The sequence below is a fragment of the Pelomonas candidula genome, from assembly GCF_043555985.1.
In the GTDB taxonomy this organism is placed as follows: domain Bacteria; phylum Pseudomonadota; class Gammaproteobacteria; order Burkholderiales; family Burkholderiaceae_C; genus Pelomonas; species Pelomonas candidula.
Genome location: NZ_JBIGIC010000001.1, coordinates 463620 through 477019, shown reverse-complemented (window position 1 = coordinate 477019; position 13400 = coordinate 463620). Strand labels below are relative to the sequence as shown.

The following is a 13400-nucleotide window of genomic DNA, read 5'->3' as shown; positions in this document are numbered from 1 at the left end:
TCGTAGACCAAAGGCCGCGAAGGCCTAGGCCGGAACCTTGACCGCCAGGCGCGCGGCTTCGATGGCGGCGATCAGCGCCTCTTCGGAATAGGGCTTGCCGAGCAACTGCGTGACGCCGGCGGCGCGGGCTTCCTCCTGCTTGTCGTCGGAGCCGGTGATCATGACGACGGGCAGGGCTGCCGTGTCGGCCGCGGCGCGCACGAGGCGCGTCAGCTCGAAGCCGTCGATGCCCGGCATCTCGACGTCGGTGATCAGCAGGTGCGGGCGCTCGGCGGCCATCAGCTCCAGCGCCTGCTCGCCGCTCTCGGCCAGTGCGGCACGGTAGCCCTGGGCCGCCAGCAGGCGGCTGAGCTTGACGCGCACGATCTTGGAATCGTCGGCGACCAGCACCAGCGTTTCGTCGGCGCGCAGCTCACGCGTGGGGGCTGCGGCCGCAGCGGCAGCTTCGGCTTCGCGCGCCGCCTGGACCTCGGCGGCTTCACGCGCGACGCGTTCCGCAGCTTCGCGTTCGGCCTGCTCGTGAGCCAGCCGTTCGGCTTCCTCGCGGGCCCGGGCTTCGGCGGCAACACGGGCGGCTTCGGCCTCTGCTGCCTGGCGAGCGACTTGCGCTTCAGCGGCCTCACGCACTGCACGTTCCGCGGCTTCGCGTTCAGCCTGTTCGCGGGCCAGCCGTTCGGCCTCCTCACGGGCCTGGGCTTCGGCGGCAGCGCGGGCGGCCTCGGCCTCTGCAGCCTGGCGGGCAGCTTCCGCTTCGGCAGCCTCACGCGCGGCGTGTTCCGCGGCTTCGCGTTCGGCCTGTTCGCGGGCCAGCCGTTCGGCCTCCTCACGGGCCTGGGCTTCGGCGGCGACACGGGCGGCCTCGGCCTCAGCGGCCTGGCGCGCTGCCTCAGCGGCTTCGCGCTCGGCGCGTTCACGGGTCTCGCGTTCGGCCTCCTGCTGCGCGCGGGCTTGCTCGGCGGCGCGGGCGGCTTCGTGTTCGGCCTGCTCGCGGGCCAGGCGGGTGGCCTCGGCTTCGGCGATGCGGCGGGTGACTTCGTCGGCTTCACGCTCGGCGTCGGCGTGCTGGAGCGCTTCATCGGCCAGCCGGCGGGCTGCTGCCGCGGCTTCCAGCGGCGGCTCGTCGGGGGCTTGCGCTTCGTCGCGCTCGGTCGCGAGGCGCTGGGCGCGTGCGACGTGTTCGGCCTGCTCCAGCGCCATGCGCTGGGCCTCGCGGTGTTCGGCGGCGTCGAGCGCACGCTGCTGGCGCCGACGGCCCAGCCACAACAGCAACAAGACAACCACCGCCAGCGCGGCGGCCAGGATCCAGGTCAACAGCTCATTCATATCGGAGGGCCGCTCGGGCAGCTATGGCTGCATCTTCGGGGCCAAGCATGGCAGCTTAGCGAAGGGCGGATGGCCTGACGGTCGTCAGGTCGGTTTCTCGGCAGTTTTGCTCGGTTCCTTGTCGAGCTTGAGGTCGCGCACAAAAGACTCAGCGTCTTGATAGTTGCGGCCGCCCATGTTGGCGTGCGCGCCCTCGGGCGTCCATCTGCCGACGACCCCGTAGCCGTAGTCCAGGCCGGGCAGCTTCAGCGTCTTCTCGTAGGTGTAGATCTCGTAGCCGGTGCTGCTCTTGCCGTTGACGTGCACGAACTCGAAATAGCACAGCGGCGACGTCTGCGGCGTGGGGTACTCGATGAGCACACCCTCCAGCGCCGGGTAGGGCGTGACCTTGATGCCCGCGGCGTACTCGGGCGAGACCAGCTCGCTGGCGACCTCACGCAGCCGTGCCAGGTCGCCGACGGCCAGCGCCGTGTAGAACGCCCCCGAGCTCTTGTGCACCCAGTTGGGGATCAGCCGGTGCTGCAGCTGGTAGACGCGCTGGTGCAGTGTCGGGCCTGGCTTGGCGGCTTCCGAGGCGGCGGACGCGGGCGGCGTGGGCGCTTCGGCGGCGGTGTCGGCGGCGACACAGGGGCCGAGCAGGCACAGAGACAGCAGTGGGGCGATGGCGAGGCGCATGGTTCTCCCTGAGTTGTTTTGCCAGGCCGGTCTTGCGGCCGACCGTGAGCTTAGGGCAAAGGGCCAGCTTCAGCGCGGGCTGGATGCAGCCCGTACCGCGCGCACCTGCTGCAGTTCGGCCGTCAGCCATTTGGCGCTCTCCACCGGCGCCTTGCCGGCGCAGCGCACCAGGTAGGGTTTGCCGCTCATGCTGCTGGTGGACGCGCCCAGCTCGATGAACTGCTCTGCGGTCTTCACCAGGTCCTTGCCTTCCAGGTAGTCCAGCTTCTTCAGCAGATGTGCCTTGGCGTCGGCACCGGCATACCAGCTGCCGTTGCGGTTGAACTCGCAACCGGACGATTGCAGGCGGGCCAGCAGCGCGTCGACTTCGGCGCGGGCCGGTGCCGGCAGTGGCGCGGCGTTGGCGAGACCGGCGGCAAGGGCCAGCGACACGAGGTGGAAGTGGACGAAGCGCATGGACGGAACGGATGCAGAAGTTGGGGGAACACGGCCCTAGCCGACCAGGCTGGCCAGCCAGTCGGTGGCACTGCGCCAGAGCGGGGTCGAACGCAGCAGCAGCGCAGCCAGCTGGACCGCGACGATACCGGCTCCGCCGAGCAGGTAGGCCGGGTGCGGCCGGCCGCGCCACCGGGCGTCGATGGTGATGACGGCGAGGGCGAGGGCGTCGCTCGCACACACCGCAAGGTCATTGCGGGCCAGGCGGCTCAGCGATGGCGCCCCCAGCTGGATGATTCTGGCCAGTGCCGGCGTCAGGATCACGATGGTGGCCAGCGTCATCAGGCGCTTGTGGATCTCGGGGCGGTTCACCTGGGCAATGGCGGTCCCGAACAGCGTGGCGATGAGTACGAGTGTGGACAGCATCAGCGCCGCAAATTCCCGTGGCGCCGGACCATCCCCTTTGAGTCCGCGCGCGAGCTGGAGGAGGACGAGCTCCGTGGCCGTGAACACCAGCAGCGCCCCCAGCGCGATGCCGGCCATCCCGAGGCTCCTGTGCAGCGAGGTGCGCCCCGTCGCCACCAGTGCGGACTGCAGCACCACGAAGCCCACCCAACCCAACGTGATGATGCCGTGCACGTGGACGATGGCGGGCGCGGTGAAGCTGCCGTCCGACAGGGGCAGGAAATACCGGCGCGAGAAGCCGATCACCGTGATCAGCACGTAGACGCAGGCCAGCGCCAGATAGAAGACGGGCCGGGTCGTGCGGCGTGTGGCCGCAGGGACGCGTGGGTTCATGGGCGAGCCGGGCAGCAAGGGCCTGGCGATTCTGTGCGTGGGCGCGGCGCTCGCCAAGCCTTGCCGCCAAGCGCACTTTGCGTCTGTGGCGGTTGCATTTTTCGAGCAAGCGCGTTTGCCATGGGTCCGAGGGCAACCTATCCTTTCGCGCGCCCGCCACGGCACATCCCCGTCAACCAGGCCAGCTCATGCCCCGATACAACCTTCGCATCAACCAGCAGCGGCACGCCGTCGAGGTAGCTGCCGACACCCCGCTGCTGTGGGTGCTGCGCGACCAGCTCGGCCTCGTCGGCACCAAGTACGGCTGTGGCGTCGGCCAGTGCGGGGCCTGCACGGTCCACGTCAACGGCGCGCCGCAGCGCAGCTGCCTGCTTCCCGTCTCTGGTGCAGCCGGCCTGGACATCACGACCATCGAGGGCCTGGATGCCAAGGGCAACCACCCGTTGCAGCGGGCCTGGCAAGAGCTGGACGTGCCGCAGTGCGGCTACTGCCAGGCCGGCCAGCTGATGACGGCGGCCGCGCTGCTCAAGCAGTCGCCCAAGCCCACCGACGCCGACATCGACGCCGCGCTGAATGGTCACCTGTGCCGCTGCGCGACCTACGTGCGCATCCGCGCCGGCGTGCACCGTGCCGCCGAGATCGCCGCGCAGGACCACCAGGGGAAGAAGGTATGAGCGCCGCACGGCCGCCCGAAGGGGCTCAACTCCCGCCTGGCGGGACAGCGCGAAGCGCGAAGGGTGCACCAGGAAACGCTGTCCTCACATCGCGTCGGCAACTGCTGCAGGGCAGCGGCGGTCTGCTGCTCGGGCTATGGCTGCCAGGCGCGTCCACGGCCGCGGGCGAGGCCGTCGGCAAGCCGGCCAGCATGGACAGCGCCGCCGAATTCAAGCCCAACGCCTTCATCCGCATCACCACCTCCGGCGTCGTGACACTGATCTCCAAGCAGCCCGAGATCGGCCAGGGCATCAAGACCTCGCTGCCCATGGTGCTGGCCGAGGAGCTGGACGTGCGCTGGCAGGACGTGCGCATCGAGCAGGGCGACCTCGACCCCGCCTACGGCAACCAGAGCGCCGGCGGCTCCACGTCCACGCCCAACAACTACACCGACTTTCAGCGCCTGGGCGCCACCGCCCGCCTGCTGCTGCTGCGTGCCGCGGCGGCGCAGTGGCAGGTGCCCGAGGCCGAACTCGCCACCGAGGGCGGGCAGGTCGTGCATGCGGCGTCGAAGCGGCGCATCGGCTACGGTGCGCTGGTGCCGGCCGCGGCGCAGCTGCCCATGCCCAAGGCCGACGAGGTCAAGTTGAAAGACCCGCGGCAGTACAAGCTGCTTGGCACCCGTGTGGGCGGCGTCGACAACGCGGCCGTCGTCACCGGCAAGCCGCTGTTCGGCCTCGACGTGCGCCAGCCCGGGCAGCTCACCGCCGTGTTCGTCAAGTCGCCGGTGTTCGCCGGCAAGGTGCGCGGCGCCAACCTGGACGCCATCAAGGCGCTGCCCGGCGTGCGCGACGCCTTCGTCGTCGAGGGCGGCACGGGCGACCTGCGCGGCCTGCTGCCCGGCGTGGCCATCGTGGCCGACCACACCTGGGCCGCCTTCAGCGCACGCAAGCAGCTGCGCGTGGACTGGGACGAAGGCCGCTACGCCCAGCACAGCTGGCGCCAGTTCGTGCAGCAGGCCGACACGCTGGGCCCGCAGCCCGGTGCCGCCACGCTGAGGCGCGATGGCGACGTGGCCGCCGCGCTGCAGGGCGCCGCCAAGACCGTCACGGCGCGCTACGAGTACCCCTTCATCTCGCACGCCAGCATCGAGCCGCAGAACTGCACCGCCTGGTGGCACGACGGCGTCATGGAGATCTGGGCACCGACGCAGAACCCCGGTGCCGGGCAGAACCTCGTCGCCAGCACGCTAGGGTTGCCCAAGGAACAGATCAAGCTGCACATCACCCGCAGCGGCGGCGGCTTCGGGCGGCGGCTGAGTTCCGACTACATCGTCGAGGCCGCCGCCATCGCCAGGCGCGTCGCGGCCCCCGTGCAGCTGGTGTGGACGCGCGAGGACGACCTGCAGCACGACCACTTCCGCGCCGGCGGCTTCCATTTCCTGCGCGGCGGCGTGGATGCCGACGGGCGCGTCGTCGCCTGGCACGACCACTTCGTCACCTTTGCCAACCGCGTGGAACGCGACGGCCGCAGCCAGCTGCAACCCGGCAGCGGCGCGGCGCTCAGTGGCGACGAGTTCCCTGGCCGCTGGGTGCCCAACTGCCTGCTGGAGCAGACGCCGCTGGAATGCGGCATCCCGATGGGCCCGTGGCGGGCGCCGGGCAGCAACGTGTTCGCCTGGGTCTTCCAGAGCTTCATCGACGAGCTGGCCCACGCCGCCGGCCGCGACCCGCTGCAGTTCCGCCTCGACCTGCTGGGCCAGGAAGAGACCAAGCCCGCCAGCGACGGCCGCGGCCAGCCCTATCACGTCGGCCGTATGCGCCATGTGCTGCAGGAGGTGGCGCGCCGGGCCGGCTGGGGCACGCCATTGCCGAAAGGCCGGGGTCGCGGCATCGCCTTCCACTTCAGCCACCGCGGCTACATCGCCCAGGTGGCCGAGGTCACCGTCTCGCGTGACGGCGAGCTGAAGGTGGACCGCGTGACGGTCGTCAGCGACATCGGCGGCCAGATCGTCAACCTCAGCGGCGCCGAGAACCAGGTGCAGGGCTCGGTCATCGACGCCCTCGGCACGCTGCTGCACGCCCGGCTGGACATCGAGGACGGCCGCATCGTGCAGAGCAACTTCGGCGACTACCCGCTGATCCGCCTCGCCGAGTCGCCCACGCGCATCGACGTGCACTTCCTGAAAACCGATTTCGCGATCACCGGCCTGGGTGAGCCGGCCTTCCCGCCGCTGGCCCCAGCCGTCTGCAACGCGATCTTCGCGGCGACGGGGCACCGGGTGCGGCAGCTGCCGCTGTCGGGGGCGGATCTGCGCTGGAGCTGAGGTGCATTGCAGGCGGGACGCCGCAGCACAGCGGTCCGCTAGCTTGTGTCTTCCGGCTGCTGCGTCGCCCGCGCATGCGCGAGCAAGGGCGGGTCGCTCATGTGGGAGGCGGATGCGCCTCGCTCGATGAACCGGGGCTCCCCTGAGTCGTGGGCTGCCAGTCGCCCCCATCTTTGTCGCAGGCCGCCTGCTGTTCGGTCGTCAGCTGGCTTTCCAGCCGGGGCACCATGCGATCAAGAAATTTCTGGAGTTGCTCCTGCTCGGGCGATGTGAAGCGGCGCGCACGCCAGGCCCAGATGCAGGCCTTGACCAGGTCTTTCTCACCCAGCTGGCCGGCGCCGTACATGTTCGCGATGTTCCACATCGCCTCGGCCCAGCCGAGGTCGGCGGCCTTCAAATAGAGCTCGAAACCTTTCTGGCGATCCTGTGGCACGCCCAGCCCCAGGTCGTAGAGATAGGCCAGGTTATTGGTGGCGAGCGCATGCCTCTGCGCCGCCGCCTTTTCGTACCAGGGCCTTGCCTCGGCAAACCGCTTGTCGGCCTGCAGCCCGCTGCCGACGCTGTTCTGTGCCTCGGCCAGGCCTTGATCGGCGGCAAGGCGGTACCACTTCATCGCTTCCTTGCCATCCCGCGGAGCACCTCTGCCGTAGTCGAAAGCGACGCTCACCTTGAATTGGGCTTGCGCGTCCCCGGCTTCTGCCTTGGAGATCAAGGCCTTGGTCTCGGAGGATGTGAACCAGTCTGCCGACGCGTGGCTGGACGCGACGGTCAACAGCGCCGCGGTGCTGATGGCCAGCAATTGCTTCATGGTGCGAGGCTCGGAAGTTGTCGGCTCAGGCCAATCGATCGGCCCGGCTCACGATACCCCTAACCTCGGGGGGCGCAGCTCAGCGAGGTGGAGCCAGCAGCGCCAGCGGCTCGTTCAGCAACTCGCTGGACGGCAGGACGACCAGCGTCATGACGAAGCCCAGCACCGACACGACGAGCGTGGCGGTGAACTTGAAGCGGGCGGACGTGGCCATGGCTCGATAGTGGGACACAGCGCCGCCGCGCGCGCCCCCTAGTTCGCCAGTAAATGCTGACGACGTGTTGGCAGCAGTCGACAGCTGCCGCGCTTAGCGCGCGCGGCGGAACTCGCCCGGCGTGGCACCGGTGGCGGTCTTGACGTGGCGGCTCAGATGACTCGCGCCCGCGTAGCCGCAAGCGGCGGCGATGTCGGCCAGCGGCAGGGCCGTCTCGCGCAGCAGCGCGCGGGCGCGGTCCAGCCGGCGAGCGGCGACCCAGTCGTGCACGCTGCAGCCCATCGACACGCGGAACATGCGGGCGAAGTGGAACTCCGACAGGTGGGCCTCGGCGGCCAGGCGCGGCAGGCTGAGGTCGGCGCTGTCCAGCTGTGCATCGACGAAGGCCAGCACGCGGCGGCGCGCGGCGCCCGACAGGCCGCCCTGCGCTCGTCCTTCGCGTTCGGCCCGCTCGCGCTGGCGCGGCCGAGCGGCCTGCAGCACGAGGTGGTCCAGTGCGGCATGGCTCAGCGTGTCGATGCGCAGGCGTTCGGCCGGGTCCAGCCAGTCGCGTGAGGCGACGCCTTGCGCCCAGGCGGCCAGTACGGCGTCTTCGCCAAAGATGCGCTGCTCCAGCGTGATGGCGCGCGGCTCGGCGTCCAGCAGGCGCACGATGCGGTCCGCCCACGCATCGGCCGACAGGTAGAGGTGCACGAAGCGCAGTGGCCCGGCGACGTTCCAGCGCGACTCGTGCTCGGCGGGCAGGATGCAGTGGCAGCCGGGGTGGCCGGTCTCGCGCGGCGTCTCGATGAGGTGGGTGCTGTGCCCGCCTTGCAGGTAGACCGACAGTGTGTGGTGGCCCGGTCGCTGGTAGTCCATGCGGCCGCCGTGGTTGCGCCACTGAACCAGGCGCAGGCCGTCGGCGAGCGCCAGCTCACGTTCGCGGCGCGCGCTGGAGCGGCCCAGCACGTCGAAGACGGGCTGGTCGGCGGTCGCTCCGGAGGTCAGGTCGGGCATGTCGGGATGCTAGGGCCGATGGCCTTTCCAGTGCAGTGGCGGGGGCGACGATGCGCAGGAATATGCAATCGCGTCGGCGGCGGTGGCGCCACGATGGCGGCATGAATGCTTTTCTGTACGGGCTGGTCGTGCTGATCTGGGGTACGACGTGGATCGCGCTGAAGTGGCAGCTGGGGGTGGTGCCGATCGCGCTGTCCATCGCCTACCGCTTCGGCCTGGCGGCGCTGGTGCTGTTCGCGTGGCTGCTGTGGCGGCGCCAACTGGTCGTGCCGCGCGGCAAGGCGCTGATGTGGGTGCTGGCGCAGGGGCTGTGCCTGTTCTGCCTGAACTTCGTCTGCTTCCTGAACGCCAGCCAGACGGTGGCCAGCGGCCTCGTGGCGGTCGTGTTCTCCAGCGCGGCGCTCTGGAACGCGTTGCTGGCGCGCGTGGTGCATGGGCGGGCCATTGCGCCGCAGGTGCTGGCCGGCGGGGCGCTGGGCTTGAGCGGGCTGGTGCTGCTGTTCTGGCCGGAGATCAGCGCTGGTCACGCCACGGCGGCAGGCCTGGCCTGGGCGTTGGGCGGCACGCTGTGCTTCTCGACGGGCAACCTGTTGTCGGCGGCGTTGCAGGGCCAGGGGCTCAAACCGGTGCAGACCAACGCCTGGGGCATGGCCGTCGGCACGGCCATCCTGACGGGCTACGCGCTCGTGGCCGGTGTGCCGCTCGTGTTCGACGTGAGCGCGCGCTACGTCGGCGCGCTTCTGTATCTGGCCATCCCGGGCTCGGTCATCGGCTTCACGGCCTACCTGACGCTGGTGGGCCGGCTGGGCCCGGAGCGTGCTGCCTACAGCACGGTGCTGTTCCCGGTCGTCGCGCTGAACGTGTCGGCGTGGGCGGAGGGCTACCGGTGGACGGCACCGGCACTCGCGGGCCTGGCGCTCGTCATGGCGGGCAACGTGCTCGTGTTCAGGCGGCGGGCCGCTTCTTCGCCGGCGCCGACCAGCGCTCCCACAGCGCCACCGTCTCGCCCACCAGCCCGCGCCTGAAGGCCAGCACGCAGACGATGAAGATCAGCCCGGTGACGAGGCTGACCGATTCGCCGAGGTTGTTGAACCAGGCGATGCCGGTCAGGTCGGCCAGCAGGTTGCCGAGGTCGCCGATCTTGTTCTCCAGCGCGATGATGACCAGCGCGCCGACCATCGGGCCCACCAACGTGCCCATGCCACCCACCAGCGTCATCAGGATGACCATGCCGGAGGTGGTCCAGATCGCGTCGGTCAGCGTCGCGAAACCCAGCACCAGCGTCTTCGTCGCGCCGGCCAGGCCTGCCAGCGCGGCGGACAGCACGAAGGCCAGCAGCTTGAAGTGGGCCGTGTCGTAGCCCAGCGACGTGGCGCGGGCCTCGTTCTCGCGGATGCTGGTGAGCACCTGGCCGAACGGCGAGTGCACGATGCGGTAGATCAGCCAGAAGGCGGCGATGAAGAGGCCCAGCACGACGTAGAACAGCGTCAGGTCGCTGGTCAGGTCCAGGCCGAGGAAATGGCCGCGCGGCACGGACTGCAGGCCGTCTTCCCCGCCGGTGAACGGCGCCTGCAGGAAGTAGAAGTACAGCATCTGCGCCAGCGCCAGCGTGATCATCGAGAAGTAGATGCCCGAGCGCCGGATGGCCAGCAGGCCGAACACCAGGCCCACGACCGCCGCACCGCCCATGCCGGCGAGCAGGCCGACCGGCGTCGGCAGGCCCCAGACCTTCAGCACATGGCCGCAGACGTAGCCGGCCGTGCCGAGGAAGGCGGCGTGCCCGAAGGACAGCAGCCCCGTGAAACCGATGAGCAGGTTGAAGGCGCACGCGAACAGCGCGTAGCAGAGCACCTTCATGACGAAGACGGGGTAGACCCCCAGCGCCGGCAGCATCGCGATGGCGGCGAACAGGGCGGCGTAGCCGATGAGCTTCTTGTTCATTTCTCTTTGCCGAAGAGGCCCGCGGGGCGAACCAGAAGCACGATGGCCATGACGACGAACACGACCGTGTTGGACGCCTCGGGATAGAAGACCTTGGTCAGCCCCTCGACGATGCCCAGCCCGAGGCCGGTCAGGATGGAGCCGAGGATGGAGCCCATGCCGCCGATGACGACGACGGCGAACACCACGATGATGAGGTTGCTGCCCATCAGCGCCGACACCTGCAGGATGGGCGCGGCCAGCACGCCGGCGAAGGCCGCCAGCGCCACGCCGCCGGCGTAGGTCAGCGTCACCATGCGCGGCACGTTGATGCCGAAGGCCTGCACGAGCTTGGGGTTCTCGGTGCCGGCGCGCAGCTTGGCGCCCAGCGACGTCTTCTCGATCAGCGCCCACACCGCGAAGCACACCACGAGCGAGGCGACGACGACCCAGCCGCGGTAGTTGGGCAGGATCATGAAGCCGAGGTTGGTGGCGCCAGCGAGCTGGTCGGGCACCTGGTAAGGCTGGCCGGACACGCCGTAGAACGAGCGGAACACGCCTTCGATGACGAGGGTGAGGCCGAAGGTCAGCAGCAGGCCGTAGAGGTGGTCCAGCTTGTAGAGCCACTTCAGCATCGTGCGCTCGATGACGATGCCGATCAGCCCCACCGCGAACGGCGCGAGGACGAGCATGAACCAGTAGTTCAGCCCCAGGTATTCCAGCCCCATCCAGGCGAAGAAGGCCCCCATCATGTACAGCGCCCCATGGGCGAAGTTGATGATGTTGAGCATGCCGAAGATGACGGCCAGGCCCAGCGACAGCATCGCGTAGAACGAGCCGTTCACCAGGCCGAGCAGCAGCTGGCCGAGCAAGGCCGGCAGCGGAATACCGAAGATTTCTGTCATGGCATTTGCATTCAGATCCTGGACGCCCGCCGGGCCGCTCCCAAGGGCGGCCAGGGCCGATGTCGATGCCGGCCCGCGCCGGCATCGATCGGCGTCCCCTCGGGGGATCGACTAGACACGCGCGCGCTCAGCGGCGCGAGGCTGGGCGAGGGGCTCACGCTTATTTCTTGACCAAGGGGCACTTGCTGTCCGCCAGCTTCGTGAACGCCTCGTCGCCCGGGATGCGGGTGACGACCTTGTAGTAGTCCCACGGCTCGGTCGATTCCTTCTGCGACTTCACCTGCATCAGGAACATGTCGTGCACGAAGCGGCCGTCTTCCTTGCGGATGTTGCCTTTGGCGTAGAAGTCGTTGATGGGCGTGGACTTCAGCTTGGCCATGACCTTGTCGCCGTCATCGGACTTGAGTGCGTCCACGGCCTTCAGGTATTGCGTCACGGCCGAGTAGTCGGCTGCCTGCAGCGACGACGGCATGCGCTTCATCTTGTCGAAGAAGCGGCGGCTCCAGGCGCGCGCTTCGGGCGTCTGGTTCCAGTACCAGGAGTCGGTCACGTACATGCCTTGCGCGGCATTCAGGCCCACCGAGTGCACGTCGTTGATGAACATCAGCAGGCCGGCCAGCTTCATGGTCTTGACGATGCCGAACTCGTTGGCCGCCTTGATCGAGTTGATGGTGTCGCCCCCCGCGTTGGCCAGCCCCAGGATCTGCGCGCCGCTGCTCTGGGCCTGCAGCAGGAAGGACGAGAAGTCGCTGGCATTGAGCGGGTGCTTGACGGAGCCCACCACCTTGCCGCCGGCCTTCTGGATCACCTCGGTGGCATCGCCCTGCAGCGACGCGCCGAACGCATAGTCGGCGGTCAGGAAGTACCAGGTCTTGCCGCCGCCCTTGACCATCGGGTTGACCGTGCCACGGGCCAGCGCCACGGTGTCATAGGCGTAGTGGACCGTGTACGGCGTGCAGGCATCGTTGGTCAGGCGGGCTGAGCCGGCACCGATGGCGATGAAGGGCTTCTTCTTCTCGGCGGCGATGGTCGCCATGGCCAGGTTGGTGCCGGAGTTGGTGCCGCCCACCAGCAGGTCCAGGCCCTGCGTGTCGAACCACTCACGCGCCTTGGCGGACGCGATGTCGGCCTTGTTCTGGTGGTCCGCGAAGATGAACTCGATCTTCTTGCCCGCGGCCATGCCCTTCATGTCGGCGATGGCCATCTTGATGGCCTCCACGCCGCCGGCGCCGTCGATGTCGGCGTAGACGCTGGACATGTCGGTCAGGAAGCCGATCTTGACGACGTCGCCGGAGATCTGCGCGTGGGCTGCAAGGCCGCAGCCGGCGAGGGTGGCGGCGATGAGGGTCTTCTTCATGGTTGTCTCCAGTGATGTGTCGGGTTAGACGCTGAGCAGCTCGTCCATCTGGGCCTGGTGGGCCGGCAGGTCGGCTGCGGGGAAGGAGAGCACGACCTCGCCGTGCTCGATGACGATGAAGTGGTCGGCCAGCGGTGCCGCGAAGCGGAAGTTCTGCTCGACCATGACGATGGTGAAGCCCTGGCTTTTGAGCGCGCGGATCATGCGGGCCAGGGCCTGGACGATGACGGGCGCGAGTCCTTCGCTGATCTCGTCCAGCAAGAGGATGTCGGCCCCCGTGCGCAGGATGCGTGCGACGGCCAGCATCTGCTGCTCGCCGCCGGACAGCCGCGTGCCGGGGCTGTGGCGGCGCTCCGCGAGGTTGGGGAACATCGCGTAGATCTCCTGCTCGGACATCACCTTGCCGCGCCGGCTTTTCAGCGGTGGTGGCAAGCGCAGGTTCTCTTCGGTCGTCAGGCTCGCGAAGATGCCGCGCTCCTCGGGGCAGTAGCCGAGGCCGAGGTTGGCGATGCGATGTGTTTGGAGGTTGATCGTCTCTTCGCCGTGGATCTTGATGGAGCCCTTGCGCGCGCCGGTCAGGCCCATGATGGCGCGCAGCGTCGTCGTGCGGCCGGCACCGTTGCGGCCCAGCAGCGTGACGACCTGGCCCGGCTGCACGCTCAGGTTGATGCCGTGCAGGATGTGGCTTTCGCCGTACCAGGCGTGGAGGTTGCTGATTTCGAGTGCTGGGGTGGCCATGGCTTTGTCAGCGTGCTCGTTGCTTTTGGTTGGTGGCGAGTGCCGTGCCGGGAGTCCGCCCCGGCGGGCGGGTAACTTTCTTCTGCGGGGCCAGAAGAAAGTCACCAAAGAAGAGGCCCTGAACCGCACACGACCTGCGTGCCCCCATGACTGGTGCGCGAAAAAAAGCACTGTCATTCTGGGAAGACGCGACCCGCTTCGCTCTCGCTGCTGTCCCTGTGACGAGCGCCATCCATCGCCCCTTCATGCCG

General features: G+C 68.9%; 15 protein-coding genes. 4 read left to right on the top strand and 11 right to left on the bottom strand.

Translation table 11 applies throughout. The features are described from left to right. Positions 1 to 24: 24 nt before the first annotated feature. Positions 25 to 627 (bottom strand): response regulator, encoded by a 603-nt coding sequence (locus ACG04R_RS02300; RefSeq protein WP_394406146.1) that lies wholly within the window; start codon positions 625 to 627, stop codon positions 25 to 27. Here ACG04R_RS02300 and ACG04R_RS02295 point away from each other — a divergent pair. Then, positions 604 to 1401 carry a hypothetical protein gene (locus tag ACG04R_RS02295; RefSeq protein ID WP_394406144.1) on the top strand — a complete coding sequence of 266 codons (798 nt, stop codon included), beginning with the start codon at positions 604 to 606 and terminating at the stop codon, positions 1399 to 1401. The two genes, ACG04R_RS02300 and ACG04R_RS02295, sit on opposite strands and share 24 nt — an antisense overlap. Positions 1402 to 1407: 6 nt before the next feature. Here ACG04R_RS02295 and ACG04R_RS02290 read toward each other — a convergent pair whose 3' ends face one another. From ACG04R_RS02290 to ACG04R_RS02280, 3 genes are all read right to left on the bottom strand, one after another. Further along, on the bottom strand, positions 1408 to 1998 hold the full coding sequence (locus ACG04R_RS02290) for a hypothetical protein (protein WP_394406143.1): 591 nt from the start codon (positions 1996 to 1998) through the stop codon (positions 1408 to 1410). A gap of 69 nt (positions 1999 to 2067) precedes the next feature. Beyond that, on the bottom strand, positions 2068 to 2454 hold the full coding sequence (locus tag ACG04R_RS02285) for a YfeK family protein (protein ID WP_394406142.1): 387 nt from the start codon (positions 2452 to 2454) through the stop codon (positions 2068 to 2070). Positions 2455 to 2490: 36 nt separating this feature from the next. After that, complete coding sequence (locus tag ACG04R_RS02280; protein ID WP_394406141.1) at positions 2491 to 3231, bottom strand: hypothetical protein; 741 nt, start codon at positions 3229 to 3231, stop codon at positions 2491 to 2493. 188 nt (positions 3232 to 3419) lie between these two features. Between ACG04R_RS02280 and ACG04R_RS02275 the strand changes: the two genes are divergently transcribed. Together ACG04R_RS02275 and ACG04R_RS02270 are read left to right on the top strand one after the other, a co-directional pair. Next, the gene (locus ACG04R_RS02275) at positions 3420 to 3905 is read left to right on the top strand and encodes a (2Fe-2S)-binding protein (protein ID WP_394406140.1); all 486 of its coding nucleotides are present in this window, start codon (positions 3420 to 3422) and stop codon (positions 3903 to 3905) included. A gap of 191 nt (positions 3906 to 4096) precedes the next feature. After that, the gene (locus ACG04R_RS02270; protein ID WP_394406139.1) at positions 4097 to 6211 is read left to right on the top strand and encodes a xanthine dehydrogenase family protein molybdopterin-binding subunit; all 2115 of its coding nucleotides are present in this window, start codon (positions 4097 to 4099) and stop codon (positions 6209 to 6211) included. A gap of 97 nt (positions 6212 to 6308) precedes the next feature. Here the strand turns inward: ACG04R_RS02270 and ACG04R_RS02265 are convergent, their stop codons facing one another. The 3 genes from ACG04R_RS02265 to ACG04R_RS02255 form a co-directional block, all read right to left on the bottom strand. Next, positions 6309 to 7019 carry a tetratricopeptide repeat protein gene (locus tag ACG04R_RS02265; RefSeq protein ID WP_394406138.1) on the bottom strand — a complete coding sequence of 237 codons (711 nt, stop codon included), beginning with the start codon at positions 7017 to 7019 and terminating at the stop codon, positions 6309 to 6311. 79 nt (positions 7020 to 7098) lie between these two features. Continuing rightward, a complete protein-coding gene (locus ACG04R_RS02260; protein WP_394406137.1) occupies positions 7099 to 7233 on the bottom strand; it encodes a hypothetical protein in 135 nt (44 codons plus the stop codon). 93 nt (positions 7234 to 7326) lie between these two features. Then, positions 7327 to 8229 carry a helix-turn-helix domain-containing protein gene (locus ACG04R_RS02255; protein WP_394406135.1) on the bottom strand — a complete coding sequence of 301 codons (903 nt, stop codon included), beginning with the start codon at positions 8227 to 8229 and terminating at the stop codon, positions 7327 to 7329. A gap of 101 nt (positions 8230 to 8330) precedes the next feature. On the opposite strand from ACG04R_RS02255, the gene ACG04R_RS02250 reads away from it, so the two are divergent. Further along, on the top strand, positions 8331 to 9254 hold the full coding sequence (locus ACG04R_RS02250) for a DMT family transporter (protein ID WP_394406133.1): 924 nt from the start codon (positions 8331 to 8333) through the stop codon (positions 9252 to 9254). Here the strand turns inward: ACG04R_RS02250 and ACG04R_RS02245 are convergent. The 4 genes from ACG04R_RS02245 to ACG04R_RS02230 form a co-directional block, all read right to left on the bottom strand. After that, a complete protein-coding gene (locus tag ACG04R_RS02245; RefSeq protein ID WP_394406130.1) occupies positions 9175 to 10170 on the bottom strand; it encodes a branched-chain amino acid ABC transporter permease in 996 nt (331 codons plus the stop codon). The two genes, ACG04R_RS02250 and ACG04R_RS02245, sit on opposite strands and share 80 nt — an antisense overlap. Then, positions 10167 to 11054 (bottom strand): branched-chain amino acid ABC transporter permease, encoded by an 888-nt coding sequence (locus ACG04R_RS02240; protein ID WP_394406128.1) that lies wholly within the window; start codon positions 11052 to 11054, stop codon positions 10167 to 10169. Before ACG04R_RS02240 ends, ACG04R_RS02245 begins: the two co-directional genes overlap by 4 nt. Before the next feature lie 160 nt (positions 11055 to 11214). After that, positions 11215 to 12411: an ABC transporter substrate-binding protein gene (locus ACG04R_RS02235; RefSeq protein WP_394406125.1), complete on the bottom strand. Its 1197-nt coding sequence runs from the start codon at positions 12409 to 12411 to the stop codon at positions 11215 to 11217. A 24-nt stretch (positions 12412 to 12435) separates the two neighbouring features. Then, positions 12436 to 13149: an ABC transporter ATP-binding protein gene (locus ACG04R_RS02230; RefSeq protein WP_394406123.1), complete on the bottom strand. Its 714-nt coding sequence runs from the start codon at positions 13147 to 13149 to the stop codon at positions 12436 to 12438. Positions 13150 to 13400: the final 251 nt, after the last annotated feature.